The organism is Candidatus Palauibacter sp. (assembly GCF_965213655.1).
In the GTDB taxonomy this organism is placed as follows: Bacteria; Gemmatimonadota; Gemmatimonadetes; order Palauibacterales; family Palauibacteraceae; genus Palauibacter.
This window is the reverse complement of the sequence record NZ_CBDBZT010000003.1, coordinates 1,761,243-1,784,757: the sequence shown is the minus strand read 5'-3', so window position 1 is coordinate 1,784,757 and position 23,515 is coordinate 1,761,243. Positions and strand designations below refer to the sequence as shown.

Genomic DNA, 23,515 nt, shown 5'->3' with positions numbered 1-23,515 from the left:
TTCGGGGACAGGGGTGCGCAAACACACCTGCCCCCGAACCCGTAGCAGGTCCTCGGACTGCCGGGTTTCTACCGTCATGGCTCAAGCGGCCCGTGCGCCACGGGCGAACGGGCGGCGATGCCGAAAGACGTTGCCGCGCCAGCGGATGGACGGGAGGTCGGGTGCGCATCGTCGGAGGTACGAAGTGCGCATTGGCCCCCCATGTCGTTTGCGCGCTTCAGTACGGCTCTAAGTTGTCCGCCGCTCATTGGTTAGCGAAGCCCCGGCGAAGCGACTCGACCGACGCTTGGTGCCCACCGCGACCAGAAGCCTGCTACTCTGCCCGCGTGGTGGCGGGACGTTGCCTCGGGCGCAATGGCAGCTAGAGCGGTGGCCGTGTGAATCGTTGTAGACCCGAACTGTGCATCCACTCCTCGCATCGATTTCACACTCCGGCGAGGCCGTAAACCGGAGCGCCGAGGTCGCTGCCGAGCGCGCTTCGCCCGCAACTCGCCGAATCGCGGGATCCGACTTCGGGACAAGGCAGCCTCAACTCCTACGGCGTCATCCGCGACCGGGTTTCGGTCGCATCGCTGTCTGCGGCCAAGCACGGGCTGAGCAGGCCGCGGGAAAAGAACGCGGTGGGCGTCAGCACCTGCCGGCGGGCGAGGAGTCGCGGCCGTACGGCGTGGCGATCGACAAGTACGATGTCGTGTGGCTCGTCGAGACGGGAATCCAGCCGAACCGGTTCGTCGGCTTCGACACGGACTCGGAGGAGTTCGTGGGCACGCTCGACGTGCCGAGCGGCGGCGGCACGATCCGGCACATGTACTACGATCCGGCTACGGACTCGATCTGGTTCGGGGCCGACGTGAACACGGTCGGCCGGGCGGTGGTGTCGCCGCGCTCGCGCTGATGTCCCTCCCGGGGCCCGCGGCCGCGCTCTGCGCCGCGGGCCTCATCGCGCTGGGCACCGGGGGTTTCGGGGAACCGACCTGCGCCACTTGTCACATCGGCGCCCCGCTCAACGAACCGGGCGCCACGCTCGAAGTGTTCGGCCTCGACGACGGTTACCGCCCCGGTCAGCGCCACCCGGTAACGATCCGGTTCGAGAGCTTCGACATGCTCGTGGCCGGCTTCCAAGGGTCGTTCCGCTTCACAGATGGGGACCGGCGCGGCGCGGGGGCTGGTCAGGTCCGGTCACTCGACGACCGGGTCACCGTCGTGCGCGGGGAGGACAGGGACCCGGAATACGTCCAGCACACGCGCGCCGGCTCTGCGCCGGCGGACGGCGTCGCAGAGTGGCCCTTCGAATGGCGGGCTCCCGACGCGGACGCGCCGGTCGTGCTCCATCTCGCCGCTGTAGTGGTCTCGGTTTTCTGGACAGAGGGACGGCTTAACCATCAGGCCGCCCGGCGGGTGAGCTTCTCGCGGGCACGGGCCGGGGTCAGGTACCCGTGCCGCTGGAGGAGCCAGCCGCTGGAAGGAGCGCAAGGCGGTCGCCAGGGACTTGCGGGCCATCTACCGGGCTCCGAGCCTGGAGACGGCCGAGACGGCGCTGGAGGCCTTTTCTCAGCGCTGGGACGAGCGCTTCCCCATGATCAGCCGGAAGTGGCGGGCGAACTGGGCGAACCTGACCCCGTTCTTCGATTATCCGCCCGAGATCCGCAAGGTCATGTACACGACGAACGCGATCGAGGCCCTGAACGCGCAGCTCACGAAGGTGACGAGGAAGCGCGGCGCGTTCCCAACCCCGGAGGCGGTCAGGAAAGTGCTGTACCTTGCGATCGAGAGGGCGTCACAGCGCTGGACCCGGCCCGTTCAGGACTGGACCGGCGCCCTGAACCACCTGTCGATCGTGTTCGAGGGCCGAGTGCCCGTATGAGTGCGAGGGCCATTTACACAGAAATTCTGACAGTCCCCGTGTACGCCGCCGCCGCGCTTCCGGAGCAGGACCGCCGCCCACGCGTACCGGTCCTGCTCCAATCCGGCCCACGCCGTCTTCTCGAACTCGTCGAGGACGGCTTCGATCTGCTCGTCGCTGGGCTTGTCTTCCGGTGCCCACGCGATCACGGCCGACCTGTACTTTCTCTCGAAGTCGAGCGTGTCGGCCACGGGGTTCGAGGCGCGGAGTTCCCGCGCTCGTCCGCTGCCGCGCGAGCGGTGCGAAAGGCCAGGGGGTCGAAGGGGGGCGGAGCATCCCCCTCGCCAGCCGCAGTGTTCAACACTGCGTGGGCTGGCTTAGGCACCGTAGCGGTGCTCCAAGCCAGCCCTGCGACGATCCTCGGAAGCGCCTTTCGGGGCAGCGTCCGGAGCGTCGGACGAGGGGTTGTCCGTCGCCCGCCGGATGGGCTGCGCGGTCGCCCGGGAACCGGCGTCTCCACGCGAGATTTGGCGGTGCGCCGTACGCGGCCGCGACCCTGTTCGACGGGGGCCACCAGCGCAGCATCAGCCGCCCCCCCACAAGGGAGATTCGTCTCCTTGGCCGGCCGGGGGCTGACGCCCGGAGGCCGCGATCCACAACGTGGCATTGACCCGGCTTCCTCCGGGACGCTCTGTTGAACGCGGGGGTACAGCCGATGAACGAGTTCGATGCAGGCGTCATACTGCGGGCGCACCGGTTCCGGGCTGAGGTGGCGGGGTACCGGATCGAGCGCGGCCACTACATGGGCGGCGAGGACGATCGCGCGGACCGGTGGTACGTGGTGCCCTCCTCCCGGAAGGTCTCGACGGGCGCCGACCGGTCGGGACCGGGGTTCCGCACGGTCGCCGAAGCGGCGGATGAGGCCGTTAGGCTCGCCGGCGAGAGAGGGGGCTCCGACGCCCGGACGCGCCGCTCAGGGCTGGCGCGGACGATCGTGACGGAGGACGCCAAGCGGGTGCTGGTCGCGTTCGCCGACGGCTCGCCGTTCGGTCCGGTCGCCGTGCGGCGGTTGCTCGGGTGCGGAGCGAAGAGGACCGCGCTAGCGATCGATTCTCTCGTGGGCGCGGGCTTGGCCCGGCCCGCGGACCGCGGCGGAGCCACGCTGTACAAACTCAGCCCTCGGGGACGGGATCTGGCGACGACCGCATTGGGATCGCGCTCGGGCTCGACGGGCGACCGCGAGACGCTCGACGCGGACGGCATGGATCACCGGTGCCGACGCTGAGCGGCAGTCGGTCGAGATCGAGTCGTGTGCCGCGGCCATTCCGGGCATGGACGAGGCGACTGCACGGGAACTCGGCGGCATTCAAGGCTGCCCCCCACCGGCTCGTCGAGATGAAGGATCGGTTCGGAATCGACCCTCCCCGGGGGATTTGATCGACGGCTATTCGGCACGGTGTTCGAGCCTGTGAACCGGCACGGAAAATGTCCCGGTTGTTCGGCATCGAAAATGTCCCGGTCCGGCGGAGCCCGTTACCGATCCGGAGGTGTGAATTCGACATCGGTGTGCTTGTGCGGGGAAGAGGGCGCTCTCGTGTGCGGAACGCGGGTTCCGCAAGCTGCCGGACGGCTTGGGGGTTGGACCACGGCACGCGGATCGCCGGCGCCGATCCGGCTCTCCGGGCCGTGGACGGGAGCGACCCGCCCCCTCGGGATGCCCGGTGCGGCATCGGGAAGGTTCGGCATGTGCAGGCCCGTGCCACCCTCCCCGGCGGGTCGCTCCCTCTCCAGCAATCCCTCGCGGGAAGGCCACCGCGCGCCGCGGAGGGGGCGCAGGGGATCGGCGGCCCGACCTCCGTTCACCCGGCCTCTTTCTGCGGAACGCGCTTCGGGGAGGAAGGTGCGATGAGCGGCTCTCAACCGGCGAGATAGGCCGACCAGTCGTCCATGAGTCGGCGCCGCCGCTCGAACAGGTCTGTGCGCCGGTAGGCCGCCTCGACCTGATTGCGGACCTTGTGCGCGAGCGCCGCCTCGGCCACCTCGCGCGGATGATCCGTCTCCTCGGCCGCCCAGTCCCGGAAGCTCGACCGGAACCCGTGCGGCACGGCCTCGATCTTGCAGGCTTTGAGAAGATGCCAGATCGCCGTGCGCCCCAGCGGTCCTCCGCGTACGCCCTGAAACACGAGCGCGCGTCCCCGGCCGAGCCCGCGCGCCTCCTCGAGGATCTTAAGCGCGCGGCAGCTGAGCGGAACCCGGTGCTCCCGGTTTCCTTTCGTGCGCGGGGCGGGGATGGTCCACACCGCCCCGTCCCCGTCGACCTCCCTCCACACGGCCCCGCGGACCTCGCTGGAGCGCGCCGCCGTCAGCACGAGGAACTCGAAGGCCAGCTTCACGACCGGCCGCCCCTTGGCCGCCCGTACCGTCCGGATCGCCGACGCAACCTCGCCGTGCGGCAGCGCCTGAAGGTGTTGCGTGCGGTTCCCCTGCACTCCGAGCACCGCGCCGATCCGGTCACACGGGTTGTCCGGCCTGAGACCCATGGCCACGGACCACTCCATGACCGCGCGCATCCGCTGGCGCAGCTTCCTCGACAAGGCCGGCTTCTCGTGCCACATGGGAGCCAGGATCCCGATCACGTCTGCGCTCGTCACCTCCGACACCGGCATCTCGCCGATGCGGGGGAACACGTGGCGCTCCAGGCTGTTCAGCCAGACCTGCGCGTGCCGGTTCGAGCGCCAGCCCGGCCTGAGTTGCTTCCAGACCTTGTGGGCCGTCTCCGCAAACGTGGGCATCGACTCGGCCCGCCGCCTCTCGGAGAGCGGATCGCCGCCCTCGCGGGCCAGCTTCCGGTTCGCGAACGCCTTCTCCCGGGCCTCCTTCAGCGAAACAAGGGGGTATCCGCCGAGCCCGAGCTCGGTGCGGCGGCCCCGGATCGTGAGGCGCTGGATCCAGCCCCGGCTCCCGGAGGTGCGGACATCGAGGTACAGACCGTTCCCGTCGCAGTACCGTCCGGCCTCGCGCACGTTGCGGACGAAGGCCGACGAGAGCGCGTTGTGGGGATGTCGGCCGCGCGGCTTGCGCTTCGGGGGTCGTCTCGGGAGCGCCATACCAACCATTATACACACCACATGATGGTGGATGCAAGGAGATGGAGTCAGCCGGTATGGGACAAGGAGAATGCTCGTACGTCGCGACAACGTAATAGAATCAAGTCGGTTATGGACAGCATGGGACCCTGCTGTACGAAACGAGCGTTGCTTGAAATACAGCCCCGCGGGAACGTCCGGGGGCCGCGGGATGGCGGAACGGGTAGCGGAAACGGGCGACTGTCACGTCACGGTGTTGGCGGAGAACGCGCATGGGTACGCAAACCTGTGCCGGCTCATCACGCGGGCGCACATGGAGAGTCCGCGCGGGGAGCCGCGGCTCGACCTGGACGCGCTCCTCGCGCGTGCCGAGGGGCTCATCCTCCTCACCGGGTGTCGCCGGAGTCCGCTCCTCGCGGCGCTCGAGCGGGGGACGGACGAGGCCGAGCGGCTGACGGGCCGTCTGCGCGACGCGTTCGGCCCGGACAACCTTTTCGTCGAACTGCAGAACAACGCGGTGCACGGCGACCTCGCACGGGGCCGGGCGCTGGGGGCGCTGGCCGACCGGCTCCGCATCCCGGTCGTGGCCACGGGCAACGTCCACTATCACGTCGCCGACCGGCACCGTCTCCAGGACGTCATGGTCGCGATCCGAAACCGGACGACAATCGACGATTCGCACGCGCTCCGCCGCGCCAACGCCTGCTTCCACCTCGCCTCGCCCCGCGAGATGGCGTGGCGTTTCGCGTCGCGGCCCGACGCGCTCCGCAACACACGGGCGATCGCCGAGCGCTGCCAGGCGTTCGATCTCACGGCCGACCTCGGTTACCGCTTCCCCGACTTCAAGGGGAGCGGCTTCGCCCCCGCCATGCGCGTCCTCCACCACGTGTGCCGCAAGGCGTTCGAGACCCGATATCCTCCCGAAAGCAGATACCGGAAAGAAGCCGAAGAACGGCTCGCGACCGAACTCGCGCTCGTCGACCGCCACGGACTGGCCGGGTTCTTCCTCGTCTACCACGACATCCTCGAACTGGCCCGCGAGGTCGCGCACCGCGTGCGGGGCGACTCGATGCCGCGCCAGCTCCTCCCGCCCGGCCGCGGCCGTGGGTCTTCCGTCTCCTCCATCATCTGTTATCTGATCGGACTGTCCCATGTGGATCCGGTACAGACGAACCTCTTCCTCGGCCGCTTCCTGAATGACGCCATGCAGAGCGTCCCGGATATAGACATCGACTTTGCGCGGGATATTCGGGAGGAGCTGATTCTCGCCGTCTATGAGCGCTACGGGTACGACCACGTCGGGCTCGTCTGCACCTTCCCCACCTACCGCACGCGCTCGACCGTACGCGAACTGGGGAAGGCGCTCAGCCTTCCGGCCGGAGACATCGAGAAGCTGGCCAAGCTCGCCGAGCCGGGGGAGGACGGGTTCATGGCCGAACTCGAGCGCATCCCCGGCCTCGAGGCGCGCGCGAACGCGAAGATCTGGCAGGTGTTCGCCGAACTGGCCGAGGAGATCAGGGGGCTCCCGAGGCACATCTCCCAGCACGTGGGCGGGATGATCATCTCGAGCCGGCCGCTGGTGGAGATCGTCCCGCTCGAGCCGGCCGCGTGGGAGGGCCGCGTCCTCTGCCAATGGGACAAGGACTCCTGCGACGACGCGGGGTTCATCAAGATCGACTTTCTCGCGCTCGGGATGATGTCGCTCGTCGAGGAGGCGGTGGAGACGATCCACGTGCGCCACGGCGAGATCCCGGATCTGTCCCGCATCGACTATGAGGACGAGGCGATCTACGACCGCATCTGTTCGGGAGACACGGTGGGGCTCTTCCAGGTCGAGAGCCGCGCGCAGATCCAGATGCTGCGGCGGGTGCGGCCCCGGAACCTGGCCGACCTCGCGGTCCAGGTCGCGATCGTGCGCCCGGGTCCGATCGTGGGCGGGGCGGTGAACCCCTACGTCCGGCGGCGCGAGAAGCTGCGCGAAGATCCGGGCTACGTCGTCCCCTACGACCATCCCCTGCTCGAGGAGGCGCTCGGCGAGACGCTGGGCGTGATCATCTTCCAGGACCAGGTGCTCCAGGTGTGCAAGGCGCTGGCGGGGTTCAGCGACGGGCAGGCCGAGGGGCTGCGCCGCGCCATGAGCCGCAAGCGCTCGCGCGAGGCGCTGCTCGAGTACTGGGAGGCGTTCCGCGACGGCGCGGCCGGGAAGGGGGTCGACGGGCCGACCGCGAAGAAGGTGTTCGAGCAGGTCGTCGCCTTCTCGGAGTTCGGGTTCCCGAAATCGCACGCGGCGGCGTTCGGGCTCCTCGCGTACCAGTCCGCTTGGCTCCGCGACCGCTACCCGACCGAGTACTACACGGGACTGTTCAACAACCAGCCGATGGGGTTCTACTCGCTCGACGCGATCGGGCGCGACGCGCGCCGGCATGGGGTCGGGGTGCGGCTGCCGGACCTGAACGCGAGCGAGGTCGCCTGCACCGCCGAGGAGGACGATGTCCGCATCGGGCTCGGCATGGTCCGCGACCTGGGGACCGAGGTGGCAGAACTCGTCGTCGCCGAGCGCGCGCGCGGCGGCCCGTTCGCCTCGCTGCCCGACTTCCTGCGCCGCACTCCGGTCACCCTCAAGCGGGATGCGATCGAAAATCTGATATGGGTCGGCGGATTCGACTCGCTGGGGATCGAGCGCCGCGACCTGCTGTGGCAGACCGGGCTCTGGCTGGGCCCCGAGGCCGAGACGGAGACGGAGCGCCGCCGCCGCGAACTCGCGACGAGCGCCACGGGACTGGGCGGAGAGGCGCCGCCGGTGCGAGGCCGACGGAGCACCGACCGCTCGGACCAGGGCCAGATCGAACTCGCGCTCGACGACCCGTACGCCGACCTCCGCTTCGGGGGCACGCACGACATGGAGAAGATGATCGCGGAGTACCGCATCCTCTCCTTCGCCGCCTCGCAGCACCATCCGTTCGCGCTCGTGGGCGACCATCTGCCCGAGCGCACCGTCTCTTCGGCGCGTTTCGCAGACATCCCGAACGGGAGCGAGGTCCGAGTGGCCGGGATCGTGGTGGCCCGCCAGCGCCCGCACACGGCCAAGGGCTACATCTTCATCCTCATGGAGGACGAGTCCGGACCGATCAACGCGATCGTGAAGCCCGATGTGTACCAGGCGTGTCGCGCCGCGATCCGCCTCGAACCCTTCCTCTACATCGACGGCACGCTCCAGAAGGACGGCGCGACGTACAACGTGCTCGCCGAGGGCGTGTATCCGCTGCGCCTGAGCCCGGAACTTCGCCTGAGCCGCGAGACGGTCCCCCCGGTGGAGGGAGAAGCGGACACGGCCGCCGCTCCGGTCGATCTCGATGTCGCGGCGGAGAGCCCCGTCGAGATGGCTGCCGAGACGCCATCCGAGGTGTCGCCCGACACGCGAGCAGAGCCGGGCCGCCCGGGCTCCGCCCCGAACCGGGTCGCCGCCGCCAACCGGATCGCCGCCGTGGCCAATGGACTCGCCGGACCCGATCCGTTCGCATATCTGGAAGGCGATACGGCGCGATCCGCCCCCGACCATGAGCTGGGGCCGCGGCGGAGGCTGCCGTTAGCGTCGGAAACCTCATGTGGACAGGCGCACTCCGTGCGTCATAAGCCCGCGGCGGAGGCTATCGCTAGCCCGCACCCATCGAGGGCTCACTTTCGCATCTACTATCCCATTAGTAGAATCCTTGGGGAGCGCCCCAGGCGAGAGCGTCCCGAACATCTGCGCCTTGGCAAGCATCTGCTGGATTGAGACTTAATGCTTGTCCGCCGCCCATGGAGGCACCGGATATGAGTCTTTCACGACGAAATCTGATCCACGCAGCGGCCACCTACGCGGCAGCGGGCCTGCTGCTGCTCGCCGGGAGTTTCCCGGTCGCTGCTCAGTCCGGGCTCGGGGCGGTCGTGTGCGTGGGGAGCGAGGAGGCAACTCCGCGGACTCCCGACCCCGACCGCCGCTTCGGCTGGGAGGGTGTGGCCGTGGTCTACCGGATCGATCTGGCGGTTGTCTACCGGGTCGGCGTCCCGCTCGATGCCCGAGAACGGATCGAGAGGGCCCTGCTCCCGGAACTCGGCGAGCACGCGGAAACGTCGTGTGCCTGGTCCAACCCCGGGGACAGTCATGTCGCGATCATCAGCTACAAGGGGTCGATGGGCCTCGACCCGACGCCCGGCCCGGACGCCCCGAGGTTCCACGCGTACGCCGTGGGGTACGGGGCGAGCGCCGAGGCGGCCGAAAAAAATGCCACGACCGGCAACGGCCGTTTCGCGACGTACTACGACGGGAGCGGGTACGAGGTCGTCCTTCGGGAAGGCTGGTACTCCGGGGATGCCGGCATGACGGCCGGTCCGTTGGATCTGCCGCCGGACGACGTGCCGGGAGTGTTCGAGGTGTTCCGCGACTGCCTGGTCTGTCCGCAGATGGTGGTCGTGCCGGCGGGGACATTCACGATGGGTTCACCGGAGTCGGAGGAGTTCCGGAACGAGCAGGAAGGTCCGCAACACCCGGTGACGATCGGGGCCCCGTTCGCCGTGGGTGTGCACGAAATCACCTTCGCGGAGTGGGACGCGTGCGTGCGGATGGGTGATTGCGGTTACACGCCGGCCGACTATCGGTGGGGCCGGGGGCGCCGTCCGGTGTTCAACGTGAGTTGGCAGGACGCTCAGGCCTACGTGTCATGGCTCTCCGCGCACACGGGACAGCGGTATCGGCTGTTGAGCGAGGCGGAATGGGAATACGTGGCGCGGGCGGGGACGGTGACGGCCCGCCATTGGGGGGAGGGCGTATCGGACCGGTGCCGCTACGCGAACGGAGCCGATAACCGACCACGACGCATAGTGATTCTCGGCGTCCGCCGCCGCGCGGCCAACGGTGAGTGCGACGATGGGTACAGGTCCACGGCGCCCGTGGGGTCGTATGAACCGAACGCGTTCGGTCTGTACGACGTGCTGGGTAACGTGTCGGAGTGGACGCAGGACTGCTGGAACGAACGCCATTCCGGCGCCCCGGCGGATGGGCGTGCCAGGGAGTCGGGAGACTGCACGCGTCGCGTCCTCCGCGGCGGTGGGAGTGTGCTGATTTCTGTGTAAATGGCCATGGAGTAGACTCTGGAAGCGGGAGGAGACCATGGCGAGGAAGAAGGATGCGACGGAGCGGGAGGTAGACGAGCTTCTCGACAGCCTGCTGGAGGGCCGCAGCCCGGAAGAGATCATGGGCGGAGGCGGTCTTCTGGAGGCGCTGACGAAGCGGGTGGTGGAGCGGGCGCTGGAGGGAGAGCTCACCGACCACCTGGGCTACGAGAAGCACGCGAGAGAGGGCCGCAACGGCGGCAACTCGCGCAACGGCCGTACGCGGAAGCGAGTGAAGACGGACACGTCGGAGTTCGAGATCGAGGTGCCTCGGGACCGTGATTCGACGTTCGACCCGAAGTTCGTCAGGAAGGGCCAGCGTCGGCTGGGCGGGTTCGACGAGAAGGTGATCGCGCTGTACGCGCGGGGCATGACGACGCGGGAGATCCAGGGTCACCTGAAGGAGCTGTACAAGGTGGAGGTCTCACCGTCGCTGATCTCGGCGGTGACCGACGCGGTCCTGGAGGACGTGAAGGCGTGGCAGGGCCGGCCGTTGGATACGGTGTACCCGATCGTGTATCTGGACGCGATCCACGTGAAGGTGCGTTCCCGGGGCCACGTCCGGACGCACGCGGTCTACCTTGCCCTGGCCCTGACGCTCGAGGGCAACAAGGAGCTGTTGGGGCTGTGGGTGGGCGAAGCGGAGGGGGCGAAGTTCTGGCTCTCGGTCCTCACCGAACTCAAGAACCGGGGGGTCGAGGACATCCTGATCGCAGCGATCGACGGCCTCAAGGGCTTTCCCGAGGCGATCGAGTCGGTGTTCCCGAAGACGCAGGTCCAGCTCTGCATCGTGCATCTGGTGCGCGGCTCGCTCCGGTTCGTCGCCTGGAAGGAGCGCAAGGCGGTCGCCAGGGACTTGCGGGCCATCTACAGGGCTCCGAGCCTGGAGGCGGCCGAGACGGCGCTGGAGGCCTTTTCTCAGCGCTGGGACGAGCGCTTCCCCATGATCAGCCGGAAGTGGCGGGCGAACTGGGCGAACCTGACCCCGTTCTTCGATTATCCGCCCGAGATCCGCAAGGTCATGTACACGACGAACGCGATCGAGGCCCTGAACGCGCAGCTCACGAAGGTGACGAGGAAGCGCGGCGCGTTCCCAACCCCGGAGGCGGTCAGGAAAGTGCTGTACCTTGCGATCGAGAGGGCGTCACAGCGCTGGACCCGGCCCGTTCAGGACTGGACCGGCGCCCTGAACCACCTGTCGATCGTGTTCGAGGGCCGAGTGCCCGTATGAGTGCGAGGGCCATTTACACAGAAAATCTGACAGTCCCGCGGCGGTTCGTGGAACATCAACGCGTGGTTCCTCCGCTCAGCGAACCGGTCCAACAGCACGCCGGTCAGCCGGGCGCGCTACTACGGGTTTCGGGTGGCCCGGACGCTGAACTGACCGCGTCCCTCCCCAACCGGTACCGGGCCTGCGGCGCCTTGATCAGGAGCCCGAAGTGGCCTCGAGCGTCTCCAGCCAGCGATAGCCGTGGGCCGGCACATCTGGTGACCCGGTCATGCCTTCGGGGAACATGTCGAACCTCTCGACGCGCAGGCGGTAGTTGATCTCGTGCCGTGGCTGGAAGCCCACGACCTCGCCTCGGTAGGGGGCGCCATTGACGACCTTGCAGTACCCGGGATAGCCGTCGCCGCACTCGACCCGGTGACGATCGATGGCGATCTCCTCTTCCGTGCCCCTCGCCTCAGTTCTCGAGACGGTTTCGCTCAGCACGTACCGGCCATCGGCATACCTGTTGGCCTCGAGGATGTAGTGGTAGCCCGCCTCGTACTCGAAGCGGGTGATGAGGTCGTCGTACGGCGCGCCGTCCACCACTGGGCAGAAGTCGTCGCTCCGGTGGCAAATGACCCGCGCCGGACCCACCGACAGGGTTGCGAGCGTGGATGGCGCCAGGGTTTTCTCAAGCTGCTCCAGCAGGCGGTACGCGTACTGGCCGGCATCCTGCGGCGGTTCCCCGCCACCCCAGGGATCGTACTTGCCGATCCGCAGGCGATAGTCGTAGCCGGGCTCGTACTCGAATCCTTCGATGCCGTCGTAGAAGAGCCTGCCGTTGACCACCATGCATGACCGCAGGCCCACGCCGTAGCACTTGGCCAGCGTGGGGCCAACGGTCACCTCCAGCGTCTCGAGGTATTCGGGCTCGCCCGGTGCCGTGGAACCGTCGCAACCCGCAAAGACCAAGGTCAGCAGGAACAATTGAGCGAAGCTTCTGGTGCGCACTGGAGTCCCCCTTCGGTACGGCCGCCGCCGCCACTCTACCCGCGTTGCATCTGAACAGGCCCCGGGCGGCTCAATTCAGGAATCTACCCATCACCCGCTCCAGGGTTCTCCCTCCCGGACGCTCCGCCTGATTCACGCCCGATTCCGGCTCGGCGTCACGGCGGCCGCCGGTGTATCATGTCCCATCATGGAACGACACACGGCGAAAACCGAGGGACAGGAGATGGCGGGCCGCGGCGAACCTCGCGTGGTGGACAAGCCCTGGGGGCGGGAGGTGTGGTATGCCCACACCGACCGCTATGCGGGGAAGATCCTCGAGGTGAATGCGGGGCACATCCTCTCGCTGCAGAAACACCTCGTGAAACACGAGACGATGCTGCTCCAGTCCGGGCGCATGCGCTTCACGCTCAACGATGAGGTGTTCGAGTGGGCTTCCGGTGAAGTGGTCTCGATTCCTCCCGGGCACGTGCACCGCATGGAAGCGCTCGAGGACAGCGTCATCCTCGAGGTGAGTACGCCGGAACTGGACGATCTCGTGCGTCTCGAGGATCGGTACGGGCGGACTGGTTGAACGGCCGCGCCGCCGTTGGGCGTTGCGGCGAGAACGTCCGCCGTCTCAGCCGCTAAGCCAGCGCGTCGAGGATCTCCTCATGGGACGGGTGCCGGCCCGTGGCGGCCTTCGAGTAGATGAGCTTTCCGTCCGCCACGACCTCGAAGCGGCCGCCGCCGGACGGGATCATCTCGATTTTCGGATTGTCGAACCGTTCTCTGAGGGTGGCCGCCAGACTGGCGGCTTTCGGTTCGTAGTTTCAAGCGGTGCAGTATTCGATCGATACGTGCATTCTGTTCGTCCCTGTCACAGTTCTCCCGACGCCCCGCGGCGGTGCGCAAAGGGCGCGACCTGGTACTCGTTGCGGGTCACGGCACGTTCGCCGTTGACCTCGTGCGGCACAATGGGGTATGTACGGGCATGAAACATAAGCCTGCGCAGCAGTCGGACCTCGGACCCCTGATCCGCGAGGTCGAATCGCGACTCCCGGGCGCCCCGGGCGAAGCGGTCCGCGGTCTGTCCCGCCGGCTCTTCAGTCGCGGCTACGCCCACATCGCGGATGGACGTCCGGTCCAGGATCTGGCTGACGATGTCGTCGCCCTCTACGGCCTCGTGGAAGGCGCCGCCGACGGGGAAATCGCGATCCGGCTCGCGTGGGACGAGGACGATACGTCGCGCGGCGTGCTCCAGACGGTGATGGAGGACCGACCCTTCATCGTCGACACGCTGCGCGAGTATCTCCACTCGGCGGGAATCGATATTTCGCATCTTCTCCACCCGGTCGTCGTGGTGGACCGGGACGCCTCCGGCCGCGTGCTCGACATCCGCGACCACTCCGCCGATGGGACGCGGGTGTCGGTCGTCCACATCGTGCTCGACGACGCACACCACCCGGAGGTCCGGGAGACGCTGGAAGCCGAGTTGCGGCGGCGCCTCGAACTCGTGGAGGCCGTCACCGAGGACTTCTCCGCCATGATCGAGCAGGTGGGGACGCTCGTCAGCGGACTCGAGGCCAAGCGCGTCGAGACGCCGTGGCGCAGCGCCGAACTCGAGGAGATCCAGGACCTCCTCCGGTGGCTCGTGGACCCCGGTTTCGTCTTCCTCGGCTATCGCGCCTACCACATCGAACCGGATGACGCCGGCCGGGACTGGATCCGCGTCGACGAGGGCAGCGGGCTCGGGATCCTCCGGGACGACGGCAAATCGAAGTACCACGAACCCCGGCCGCTGGACGAACTCCCGGCCGACCTCCGCGCCCGGGTGCTGGGCGGCCCGCTCCTCATCATCTCCAAGACCAACGCCCAGAGCCCCATCCGGCGCAACGCCCGCATGGACTATGTGGGCATCAAGCGCCTCCGCCCGGACGGGACGGTGTACGGCGAGCACCGGTTCCTCGGCCTGTTCACGGCGAAGGCGTACTCGCAGGACGCGTCGTCGATCCCGATCCTGCGCCGCAAGCTGCGCGAGATCCTGCAACTCGAAGCCGCCCCGCCGGGATCGCACGATTACAACGTCATTCTGGGGACGTTCAACTCGATGCCGAAGGAGGAGTTGTTCCTCGCCTCGGTCGAGGAGATCCGCTCGGTCATCGACGCAGTCATGGCGTCCGGAGGCGGTGACGATGTCCGGGTCACCGCGCGCCCGGACCAACTCGGACGCGGCGTTCAGCTCCTGGTCATTCTTCCGAAGACGCATTTCTCCGGGCAGGTCCGGCGCCGGCTGCAGGCGGCACTGATCGAGGCCTACGAGGGGACGCTCCTCAACTACCATCTGGCCCTCGGCCAGGGCGACCAGGCGCGTCTCCACTTCTACCTGACCCACGATCCGGACGAGGTGGGGCCGGTCGACCTCGACGCCGTCCAGGCCGAGGTCCGCTCGATCGTCCGCACCTGGGAGGAGCGCCTCGAGGACGCGCTCGATGCCGTCCACGGCCCCACGCGAGGCCATGAACTCGCTGCGCACGTCGTGCGTTTCTCGACCGGATACCAGGCGGCGATGGACGTCGACACCGCGGTCGAGGATGTGGCGGGCCTCGCGCGGCTCGCCGAGACGGGGGACAGCCAGGTACTGCTCAAGCGGTCTCCGGCGGAGGCGGGCGAGCGGCACTATCAGCTGCGGCTGTACGCCCGGAAGGGTCACTACGTCCTCAGCGACGTGATCCCGACGCTCGAGAACCTCGGGCTCCGGGTGCTCGATTCGCTCCGCTTCACGATCCAGCTCAAGGATGAGACGCCCGACGCCACGGACGAGACCTTCCCGGCGCGCATCCAGTTCTTCGAGGCCGAGGCGAGGCGCGATGGCGACATCGACATCGCGGCGGCGCAGGACCGGATCGGGGACATGCTGCGGGCCATCCGGGCGGGGATCGCGGAAGACGACAGGCTGAACGAACTCATCGTGACCGCGGGCCTCACATGGGAAGAGGTATCCATCCTCCGGGCCTATGCCGGCTACGCCTTCCGCATCGGCGCCGTGGCCGCTCCCACGGGCGGGCAGTTTCCGCTCACGGCGTACCCCGACATCGCGCGCTGCATCTTCCGGGTCTTCGAGGCGCGCTTCGATCCGGAGGCGCAGGAAGGCGCGGCCGACACGATGCGGCGTCTCAAGCGCGAGTTCACCAGGGGGCTGGCTTCGGTCCGCGGGATCGAGGATGACCGGACGCTGCGGCGGATGATGGAACTCGTTCATGCGACCGTGCGCACGAACCATTACCGGGGCGAGTTGCGCCGCTCACCTCTCCTCGCGCTCAAGATCTCGAGCCGCTCCGTCGATTTCATCCCGAAGCCGAAGCCGAAGCACGAGGTCTACCTGCGCGGCCCCCGCACGGAGGCCGCCCACCTACGCATGGACGACGTGGCGCGCGGCGGGATCCGGTGGAGCGACCGCTACGGGGACTTCAGGGTGGAAGTGCTCGGGCTCGTGAAGACGCAGCGGGTGAAGAACGCCGTCATCGTGCCGGGGGGGGCGAAGGGCGCCTTCATCGTGAAGGGGCTGCCGGACGATCGCGAGGCGCAGCTTGCGGCGGGGCTGGACAGTTACCGGGATTTCATCCGCGGACTGCTGGAAGTCTCGGACGACGTGGTGGAGGGCGAGGTGACGCAGCCCGGGGGGATGGTGATCCACGACGGGCCCGACCCGTACCTCGTCGTCGCGGCCGACAAGGGAACGGCGAAGAACTCCGACACGGCCAACGAGCTCGCGTCGGAAGCGGGGTTCTGGCTCGATGACGCCTTCGCCTCCGGTGGATCGCAGGGGTACGACCACAAGAAGGAGGGGATCACGGCCCGCGGCGCATGGGAGTGCGTGAAGCGCCATTTCCGGGAAGCGGACATCGACTACGAGAACGAGCCCTTCACGGCGGTCGGTATCGGGGACATGAGCGGCGACGTGTTCGGCAACGGGATGCTGCTGAGCAGGAAGATCCGGCTCGTCGCCGCCTTCGATCACCGCCACATCTTCCTCGACCCGAGCCCGGAGCCGGAGGCGGCGTGGACGGAACGGAAGAGGCTGTTCGATCTGCCGGCCTCGTCGTGGGCCGACTACGACGCCGGTCTCCTCAGCGAGGGGGGCGGGGTCTATAGCCGCACGGAAAAGCAGATCCCCCTGTCGCCGCAGATTCGGGAGCGCCTCGCCATCGATCGCGAGGAGGTGAACGGGAACGAATTGATCCGCGCGATCCTGTCGGCACCGGTCGACCTCCTCTGGAACGGCGGCATCGGCACGTATGTAAAGGCGAGCTACGAACGCCACGCCGATGTCGGCGACCCGAGCGGCGATCCCACGCGGGTTGATGCAACGGACATTCGGGCGCGGGTGGTGGGGGAGGGTGGTAATCTCGGCTTCACACAGCGCGCGCGGGTGGAGTACGCGCTTCTCGGGGGGAGCATCAACACCGATGCCGTGGACAACTCCGCCGGCGTCGACATGTCCGACCACGAGGTCAACCTCAAGATCCTCCTGGGCGCGCCGCTGTCGCGCGGGGGGATCGACTACGAGGCACGCAACGACCTGCTTCGGGAGTGCACGGACGAGGTCGCGTGGAAGGTCCTCCGCAACACCTACAGCCAGAGCCTCGCGATCAGTCTCGACTACATCCGGGCGCGGCGCGCGCCCGCGGCGTTCCGCGAGGTGATCCAGCGCTTCGAGCGGGAAGGGATCCTGGATCCGGCGCTCGAATACCTGCCGACCGGCGAGGAACTTCTCGAACGGGAGAGCTCCGGCGCGCATCTCACGAGGCCGGAACTCGCGACGGTGATGGCGTACTCGAAGCTACACCTCAAGCACGCGATCACGGAGTCCAGCGTGTCCCGTGACCCGGCCATGATGGAACTGGTGGAGGACTATTTCCCGTTCGGGGCGCTGAAGGAAGTCGAGGCCCCGGATCTCGAGGGGCACCGGCTGCGACCGAACATCTCGAGCATGCTGCTGACGAACCGCTATGTGGACCGCATGGGCGCCACGAGCCACATCCGGCTCATGGAGGAGACGGGCCGCGCCGCCGCGACCGTCGCCCGCACGTGGTGGGTCGCGTCACGGATCGCGGATGCGGAGGACCTGTACGAGCGGCTCCGCATCGCGGACAGCCGTATGCGGAGCGGGGCACAGAACGAGTGCTATCTCGCGATGGCGGACGCACTGACGCGCGCGACCCGGTGGCTCCTGCAGCGCGCCGACCCCACGCAGCCGATCAGCGAGGCGATCGACTGGTTGCACGGCCCCGTGCGGGCGATCCGCGAGGCGCTGCCGGAACTGCTCAGCGCGGAGCGGCTGGAACGTTTCGACTCCACCTGCGCGCTGCACGAGATGGACGGACTCGATCCGGAGGGGGCGGCGCAACTCGCCACCTTCCGCTACGTGGACGAACTGCTGCCCATCGCCAGCCTCATCCGCGAGACGGGCGCCGAGACCCGGGATGTCGGGGCCGTGTACTTCGGTCTCGCCGAGGAGATCGATTTTCCGTGGCTGCGAAGCCGCATTTACTCGCTTGTCACGGACGATCCGTGGGACCAGAGGGCGGCGCGGATCCTCGTCACCCGAATCGAGCTGGCGCGTTCGCGCATGGCGGCGCAGATCATCGCCCGCGCCGAGGCGTCGACGACGGAAGATGCGATGCGATCCTTCGTGCGCGGGAATGCGGTGGGATTGAGCCGGATTCGCAACGTGATCGCCGACGTGCGGAGCACCGACGCGGGACTCCCCGGCCTCGTCGTGGCCGTGGATGCCGTCAACGATCCGGGGATCGCGGGATCCCCGGACCGCTGATCGGCCAGGCCGGCGCTAGCAGCCGCTCAGGCTGCTAGTAGTTGATGTACTGTTCGAGCTCCCACTCGGAGACCGACGCCACGTAGTCGCTCCACTCCGCCTTCTTGCGGCTGATGAACTGGCCGGAGATGTGGTCTCCGAGCGCATCCCGCATGACGTCGTTCGCCTCAAATTCCTCCACCGCCTCGCCCAGGTTTGCGGGCAGCACCTCGAGCCCGATCCGCTCGCGCTCCTCGTCGGAGAGCTGCCACACGTTCGTGTCGAGCGGCGGACCTGGATCGATCCGGTTCTCGATCCCGTCGAGACCGGCCGCGAGCTGGCAGGCCAGCGCCAGGTAGCCGTTACACGACGGATCCGGCATCCGGAACTCCGCCCTCGTCCCCACGCCCCGCTGCTCCGGGATCCGGATCATCGGCGACCGGTTGCGCTGCGACCAGGCGATCGAGATCGGTGCCTCGTAGCCGGGCACGAGCCGCTTGTAGCTGTTCACGATCGGATTCGTGACTGCGGCGATCGCCCGCGCGTGCTTCTTCAGCCCGCCGATGTAGTGGAGCATCGTGTCCGACAGCTGGTAGTCGGCGTCCGCGTCGTGGAAGATGTTCTTCCCGTCCTTGAACAGCGACTGGTGCGTGTGCATGCCGGAACCGTTCGCGCCGAAGATGGGCTTGGGCATGAACGTCGCGTGGAGGCCGTGCGCGAGCGCGACGTTCCGGACGATGAACTTGAACGTCATCAGGTCGTCGGCCGTGCGCAGCGCTTCGCCGTACTTGTAGTCGATCTCGTGCTGGCCCTCGGCGACCTCGTGGTGCGCGGCTTCGATATCGAGGCCCATCGCCTCCATGCCCGTCACCATCTCGCGGCGCGCCCGCTCCGCGAGGTCCGACGGCGTTAGGTCGAAATATCCGCCGTCGTCGTGCGTGACGAAGTTGCAGCTTCCGTCCTCGTTCGTGTCGAAAAGGAAGAACTCGGCCTCGACGGCGGCGTACATCGTCAGCCCCATCGCCTCCGCTCTGCCGACGACGCGCTTCAGCGCCGCCCGCGGGCAGCCGCCGAACGGCTTGTTGTAGGGGCGCCGCACGTCGCAGTACATCTGGGCGACCCGGGCCTCCGGGTTGCCCCACGGGAAGATCCGGAAGGTGTCCAGGTCCGGCCGGAGGAGCATGTCGCTCTCCTCGATGCGGACGTAGCCCGCAATCGACGATCCGTCGAACATGACCTTGGCGTCGAACCCGTCTTCGAACTTGCTCGCCGGAACCTCGACATTCTTCGGGAAACCGTTGATGTCGATGAAGATGAGGCGAAGGAAACGGACGTTCAGCTCCTCGCAGAGCTTCAGGATCGCGTCGCGATCCCCCGAGGCCACGGTGCTCCCGTAGTCGTCGTATTGAACCTGCGAAGAATGCTCACTGGGTGCCGCGAATACGGCGTCGGACATGGTGCGACCTCCGGGTCACTGGGGCCTATCCTAAGGGGGGGGTCGTACGTTCGGTTCCGCTTGGGCGGTCGGGCACGACCCGCAATGTCGCCGGGCAGTATCGGTGGGAACTCCGCAATCGTCAACCTCCGCGTCCGACCCGCGCGGCCGCCTGCTCAGGGCCAGCTCCACCGCCGCATGGAGGCGGGTCGGCGCGCGCATGCCACGGCGCCGGCGAAGCCTTCTCCCGGAAAGACGTCCGTCAGCCACCAAGACCGTCCATCCAGTTCCCCCCGGATCGTGTCGACGCGGTCGAGCGGGCGCGAAAGTCCCAGTCCGGCGGCCTTGAGAAGAGCCTCCTTCCGGGCCCAGATCCGGAAGAACTCCGGCCGGGCCGCCTCGGTCTCCCAGTCGGACCGGAGGCGGCGCTCTTCAGGGGACAGGTGGTCGCGGGCGAGAGGCCCCGGATAGCTGAGCGGCCGGATGCGTTCGATGTCGACGCCGACCTCGCCGAGTTGGCCCACGGCGCAGAGCGCGAGTCCGCCCGAGTGGCTGAGATTGAAGAAGAACGGTGGCGCGTCGGCGGCTCCGTCGCCCGCACCGGGCGATACCAGCCGGGGCTTACCGTGTTCTCCGTATTCCAGCGCCAACTCCGCGGGTGCGACCTGCAGGTATTCGGAGAGGAGACGTCGCAGCGAGATGCGGGCGCGGCGGAACCGGGCGCGCGCCTTCGCGCCCACGAGTCGTTCGGCTCGGGCCCGTTCGTCGGAACTCAGGAGCTCGCCGCCGCCGGTCTCGTCACAGGCCGAGAGGTCGATTCTCCACACGTGAAGGTGGGACCCCGGCAGCCCGGGCGGACGGGCGCCCGCGGGCCAGTCACCGCCGTTCAGAGGGCGGCGTACCAGTCGAGTGTGGACTGGAGACCCTCGAGAAGCGTCCAGCCCGGTTCGTAGCCCAGCCGCTCGCGGGCCTTCGAGACGTCGGCGTAGGAATGGCGTACGTCACCCGCCCGGAAGCTCTCGTACGCCGGCTCCGCGCTCTTCACTTCCGGCCGCCGCTCGGCGAGCTTCGACCGAATGAGGTCGAACAACTCGTTCAGCGATGTCGGATTTCCCGCAGCAACGTTGTAGACGCCGAGCGCCGCTTCCGGCCCGGTGGTGGCCGCGAGCAGGTTCGCCTGTACGACGTTGTCTATGTAGCAGTAGTCCCGGGTCGTCTTCCCGTCCCCGAAGATCCGGCAGGTCTCTCCCGAGAGCATACGCCGGGTCCAGCGCGGTATGACGGCGGCGTACGGTCCGTCCGGCGCCTGCCGCTTTCCGAAGACGTTGAAGTAGCGGAGTCCGACGACCTCGACGTTGTAGCTGCGGCGGTACATCTCCGCGTACAACTCGTTGACGCGCTTCGTGGCCGCGTAGGGGGATGCGGGGTTCCCGATGCGGACTTCCACCTTCGGGAGATAGGGCGAGTCGCCGTACACCGAACTCGAGGAGGCGTAGACGAGGCGGGAGACGCCGGCGTCGCGAGCCGCGTCGAGCACGTTGATGAACCCCTCGACGTTGCACGCATACGTTGCCAAGGGCTCCTTCACGGACCGGGGCACCGAACCGAGCGCGGCCTGGTGGAGGACGATGTCGATGTCGCGGCACGCGTCGACCACGGCGTCGGCGTCGACGACGCTCCGCTCCAGAAAGTGGCACCGATCGGCCGGGGCGCCCGAGGCCGCGACGGCATCGTCGATGTTGCCGCGGTGTCCCGTGGAGAGATCGTCGAGCGCCACAACCTCCTGTCCCAGCGTCAGGAGCCGCTCGAGCAGGTGGGATCCAATGAAACCTGCGGCCCCGGTGACCAGCCATCGTCGAGGGGTCGTTTCGAGTTGTTCGCAGGCGAGATCATAGGCGGTTTTCACGCCAGACATGTTATGCTTGAAGTGGCGGGCGGCGGAACCCCTCCCGCGAACGCGCGCGCCACGAGGCGCCACGTACCTTGAAACCTCCCGCGGGTCGGGTGGAGTATGAGGGGAATCGGCGAAACCACGTCGGGCGAAGTCGGGCGAAACACCAGGTTGGAAAGGCGCCATGTCCGAAGAAGGCATGAACGAGATCCTGAGGAAGAAGATCTGGAGGAAACTCCAGGCTCTCCCCGAGGACAAGCAGTACGAGGTCGTCGACTTCATCGATTACCTGTCTTCGAAGTACGCGTCCCGGCCGCCGGCCGGCGCGGATCCGTTCCAGCACTTCGCCGAGTCCGTCCACCGGGGACTGCGGAGGACGAAGGCCTCGACGACGGCGGTCAAGGGGACGATGAAAGTGCTCGGCGCGGCCGACCGCGTGATCGACTCGTTTCGCGAGGCCGGACGCGGCTTCCTCGCCGAACTCGAAGCCGGCAGTCCGGAACCGGAGCCGAAAGAGGACCGTCCTCCACCCGACACGCGCGAGATCGTCGTCGACCCCTGACCCGCTCGGCGGGCGAGCGCCTTCGCGCTCGTTGACGTCACGCCGGGCGACGCCTACGATGGCGCATGGAAGCTTCCACGCCGCGCTCCAGCCGCGAAGCGCTCACCTTTGATGACGTTCTGCTCGCTCCCGGGCATGCGCTCGTTCATCCGGCTGATGTCGATGTCTCCACCCGCCTGACGCAACGCATCCGACTCCAGATTCCGCTGCTCTCCGCCGCCATGGACACGGTGACGGAATACCGCATGGCCATTGCGCTCGCGCGCGAAGGCGGGATCGGCATCATCCACAAGAACATGTCGATCGAAGCCCAGGCCCAGCAGGTCGACCGGGTGAAACGATCCGAGAGCGGAATGATTCTGAACCCCGTCACGCTCGGGCCCGACGCCACGCTGGGCGAGGCGCGCAGGCGCATGAGAGAGTTCTCGATCAGCGGGGTCCCGATCGTGGATGCTGACGGCGCGCTCGTCGGGATTCTGACCAACCGGGATCTGGTGTTCGAGACCGACCTCGCACGGCCGGTGCACGACGTGATGACGAGCAGGGATCTCGTTACCGCGCCCGTCGGGACTTCGCTCGAGGAGGCCGAGGAGATTCTGCGCCGCCACAAGATCGAGAAACTCCCCGTGGTGGGCGAGGACGGGCGCCTCGCCGGGCTCATCACGGTCAAGGACATCTTCAAGCGGCGCAAGTTTCCCAACGCGACGAAGGATGGGCACGGACGGCTGCGGGCGGGGGCGGCCGTCGGCGCGAGTCGGACGGAACTCGACCGGGCGCGTGAACTTGCGACGGCCGGAGTGGACGTCATCGTCGTCGACACCGCGCACGGACACTCCGAGGGTGTCCTCGAGGCCGTTACGCGGGTGCGGGAGGCACTGCCCGACATCGACCTCATCGCCGGCAACGTGGCCACCCGGGAGGGGGCGGCGGCGCTCGTCGAGCGGGGCGTGGATGCGGTCAAGGTCGGGGTAGGTCCGGGGTCCATCTGCACGACCCGCGTGGTGACCGGTGTCGGCGTGCCGCAGATCACTGCGATCGAGGACAGCGTGGCAGGGGTGGAGGGCCGGGTCCCGATCATCGGCGATGGCGGCATCAAGTACTCCGGGGACCTCGTAAAGGCGATCGCGGCGGGGGCCGAGACGTGCATGCTCGGGTCGATGTTCGCAGGCACTGACGAGAGCCCCGGCGAGACCTTCCTCCTCGAGGGCCGGCGGTTCAAGGTGATCCGCGGTATGGGGTCGCTCGCGGCCATGCAGGCGGGCTCGGCGGACCGGTACTTCCAGGAGGGTTCGGCCGCCCCAAAGCTGGTCCCCGAGGGCATCGAAGGCCGGGTCCCCTACAAGGGACCCGTGTCGGACACCGTGTTCCAGATGGTTGGCGGTCTTCGCAGCGGCATGGGATACGGCGCCGCCGCCACGATCGACGAACTGCGAAGCGAGGCCCGCTTCCTGCGCATCACTTCCGGCGGACTGCGCGAGTCCCATCCGCACGATGTCGTGATCACGCGCGAGGCCCCCAACTACCACGTGTAGCCA

General features: G+C 67.9%; 14 protein-coding genes and 3 pseudogenes. 11 read left to right on the top strand and 6 right to left on the bottom strand.

Annotation, left to right across the window (positions count from 1 at the left end):
- Nucleotides 1-667 precede the first annotated feature (667 nt).
- The 4 genes and pseudogenes from ACOOGH_RS10055 to ACOOGH_RS10040 all read left to right on the top strand — a co-directional run bounded on the left by ACOOGH_RS10055 (nt 668) and on the right by ACOOGH_RS10040 (nt 3,128).
- Nucleotides 668-895, top strand: coding sequence for a hypothetical protein (locus ACOOGH_RS10055; RefSeq protein WP_420448776.1), 228 nt, complete (start codon nt 668-670; stop codon nt 893-895).
- Nucleotides 895-1,335 (top strand): annotated as a pseudogene (locus ACOOGH_RS10050) (choice-of-anchor V domain-containing protein); the annotation flags it as partial. The gene ACOOGH_RS10055 and the pseudogene ACOOGH_RS10050, both read left to right, overlap by 1 nt.
- Nucleotides 1,336-1,474: 139 nt before the next feature.
- A pseudogene (locus ACOOGH_RS10045) lies at nt 1,475-1,864 on the top strand (transposase); the annotation flags it as partial.
- Between the two features lie 673 nt (nt 1,865-2,537).
- Nucleotides 2,538-3,128 (top strand): hypothetical protein, encoded by a 591-nt coding sequence (locus ACOOGH_RS10040; RefSeq protein WP_420448775.1) that lies wholly within the window; start codon nt 2,538-2,540, stop codon nt 3,126-3,128.
- A gap of 631 nt (nt 3,129-3,759) precedes the next feature.
- On the opposite strand, the gene ACOOGH_RS10035 is transcribed toward ACOOGH_RS10040, so the two are convergent.
- Nucleotides 3,760-4,950, bottom strand: coding sequence for a tyrosine-type recombinase/integrase (locus ACOOGH_RS10035; RefSeq protein WP_420448774.1), 1,191 nt, complete (start codon nt 4,948-4,950; stop codon nt 3,760-3,762).
- A gap of 190 nt (nt 4,951-5,140) precedes the next feature.
- Here ACOOGH_RS10035 and ACOOGH_RS10030 point away from each other — a divergent pair, with 190 nt between their 5' ends.
- From ACOOGH_RS10030 to ACOOGH_RS10020, 3 genes are read left to right on the top strand one after another with little or no spacing between them, the layout of a single operon-like run.
- Nucleotides 5,141-8,704: a DNA polymerase III subunit alpha gene (locus tag ACOOGH_RS10030; protein WP_420448773.1), complete on the top strand. Its 3,564-nt coding sequence runs from the start codon at nt 5,141-5,143 to the stop codon at nt 8,702-8,704.
- A gap of 38 nt (nt 8,705-8,742) precedes the next feature.
- Nucleotides 8,743-10,041, top strand: a complete 1,299-nt coding sequence (locus tag ACOOGH_RS10025; protein WP_420448772.1) for a formylglycine-generating enzyme family protein — start codon at nt 8,743-8,745, stop codon at nt 10,039-10,041.
- Nucleotides 10,042-10,078: 37 nt separating this feature from the next.
- Nucleotides 10,079-11,311, top strand: coding sequence for an IS256 family transposase (locus ACOOGH_RS10020; protein WP_420438216.1), 1,233 nt, complete (start codon nt 10,079-10,081; stop codon nt 11,309-11,311).
- A 195-nt stretch (nt 11,312-11,506) separates the two neighbouring features.
- On the opposite strand, the gene ACOOGH_RS10015 is transcribed toward ACOOGH_RS10020, so the two are convergent.
- Nucleotides 11,507-12,301: a DUF4377 domain-containing protein gene (locus ACOOGH_RS10015; RefSeq protein WP_420448771.1), complete on the bottom strand. Its 795-nt coding sequence runs from the start codon at nt 12,299-12,301 to the stop codon at nt 11,507-11,509.
- A 223-nt stretch (nt 12,302-12,524) separates the two neighbouring features.
- On the opposite strand from ACOOGH_RS10015, the gene ACOOGH_RS10010 reads away from it, so the two are divergent.
- Nucleotides 12,525-12,872: a cupin domain-containing protein gene (locus tag ACOOGH_RS10010; RefSeq protein ID WP_420450111.1), complete on the top strand. Its 348-nt coding sequence runs from the start codon at nt 12,525-12,527 to the stop codon at nt 12,870-12,872.
- Between the two features lie 52 nt (nt 12,873-12,924).
- Here ACOOGH_RS10010 and ACOOGH_RS10005 read toward each other — a convergent pair.
- A pseudogene (locus ACOOGH_RS10005) lies at nt 12,925-13,098 on the bottom strand (SelT/SelW/SelH family protein); the annotation flags it as partial.
- 173 nt (nt 13,099-13,271) lie between these two features.
- On the opposite strand from ACOOGH_RS10005, the gene ACOOGH_RS10000 reads away from it, so the two are divergent.
- Nucleotides 13,272-18,113 (top strand): NAD-glutamate dehydrogenase, encoded by a 4,842-nt coding sequence (locus ACOOGH_RS10000; RefSeq protein ID WP_420448770.1) that lies wholly within the window; start codon nt 13,272-13,274, stop codon nt 18,111-18,113.
- Nucleotides 18,114-18,147: 34 nt separating this feature from the next.
- On the opposite strand, the gene glnA is transcribed toward ACOOGH_RS10000, so the two are convergent.
- The 3 genes from glnA to ACOOGH_RS09985 form a co-directional block, all read right to left on the bottom strand.
- Complete coding sequence (glnA, locus tag ACOOGH_RS09995; protein ID WP_420450110.1) at nt 18,148-19,476, bottom strand: type I glutamate--ammonia ligase; 1,329 nt, start codon at nt 19,474-19,476, stop codon at nt 18,148-18,150.
- A gap of 227 nt (nt 19,477-19,703) precedes the next feature.
- A complete protein-coding gene (locus ACOOGH_RS09990) occupies nt 19,704-20,354 on the bottom strand; it encodes a 4'-phosphopantetheinyl transferase family protein (RefSeq protein WP_420448769.1) in 651 nt (216 codons plus the stop codon).
- A gap of 59 nt (nt 20,355-20,413) precedes the next feature.
- The gene (locus ACOOGH_RS09985) at nt 20,414-21,442 is read right to left on the bottom strand and encodes an SDR family oxidoreductase (protein WP_420448768.1); all 1,029 of its coding nucleotides are present in this window, start codon (nt 21,440-21,442) and stop codon (nt 20,414-20,416) included.
- Between the two features lie 160 nt (nt 21,443-21,602).
- On the opposite strand from ACOOGH_RS09985, the gene ACOOGH_RS09980 reads away from it, so the two are divergent.
- Both ACOOGH_RS09980 and guaB read left to right on the top strand, forming a co-directional pair.
- Nucleotides 21,603-21,980 (top strand): DUF2281 domain-containing protein, encoded by a 378-nt coding sequence (locus ACOOGH_RS09980; RefSeq protein WP_420448767.1) that lies wholly within the window; start codon nt 21,603-21,605, stop codon nt 21,978-21,980.
- A gap of 65 nt (nt 21,981-22,045) precedes the next feature.
- Nucleotides 22,046-23,512, top strand: coding sequence for an IMP dehydrogenase (gene guaB / locus ACOOGH_RS09975; RefSeq protein WP_420448766.1), 1,467 nt, complete (start codon nt 22,046-22,048; stop codon nt 23,510-23,512).
- Nucleotides 23,513-23,515: the final 3 nt, after the last annotated feature.

Excerpts from the sequence above, each read along its gene's own strand:
- ACOOGH_RS10035 (WP_420448774.1), bottom strand. The coding sequence starts at position 4,950 with ATGGCGCTCCCGAGACGACCCCCGAAGCGCAAGCCGCGCGGCCGACAT.
- ACOOGH_RS10030 (WP_420448773.1), top strand. The coding sequence starts at position 5,141 with ATGGCGGAACGGGTAGCGGAAACGGGCGACTGTCACGTCACGGTGTTG.
- ACOOGH_RS10025 (WP_420448772.1), top strand. The coding sequence starts at position 8,743 with ATGAGTCTTTCACGACGAAATCTGATCCACGCAGCGGCCACCTACGCG.
- ACOOGH_RS10020 (WP_420438216.1), top strand. The coding sequence starts at position 10,079 with ATGGCGAGGAAGAAGGATGCGACGGAGCGGGAGGTAGACGAGCTTCTC.
- ACOOGH_RS10010 (WP_420450111.1), top strand. The coding sequence starts at position 12,525 with ATGGCGGGCCGCGGCGAACCTCGCGTGGTGGACAAGCCCTGGGGGCGG.
- ACOOGH_RS10000 (WP_420448770.1), top strand. The coding sequence starts at position 13,272 with ATGAAACATAAGCCTGCGCAGCAGTCGGACCTCGGACCCCTGATCCGC.
- ACOOGH_RS09985 (WP_420448768.1), bottom strand. The coding sequence starts at position 21,442 with ATGTCTGGCGTGAAAACCGCCTATGATCTCGCCTGCGAACAACTCGAA.
- ACOOGH_RS09980 (WP_420448767.1), top strand. The coding sequence starts at position 21,603 with ATGTCCGAAGAAGGCATGAACGAGATCCTGAGGAAGAAGATCTGGAGG.
- guaB (WP_420448766.1), top strand. The coding sequence starts at position 22,046 with ATGGAAGCTTCCACGCCGCGCTCCAGCCGCGAAGCGCTCACCTTTGAT.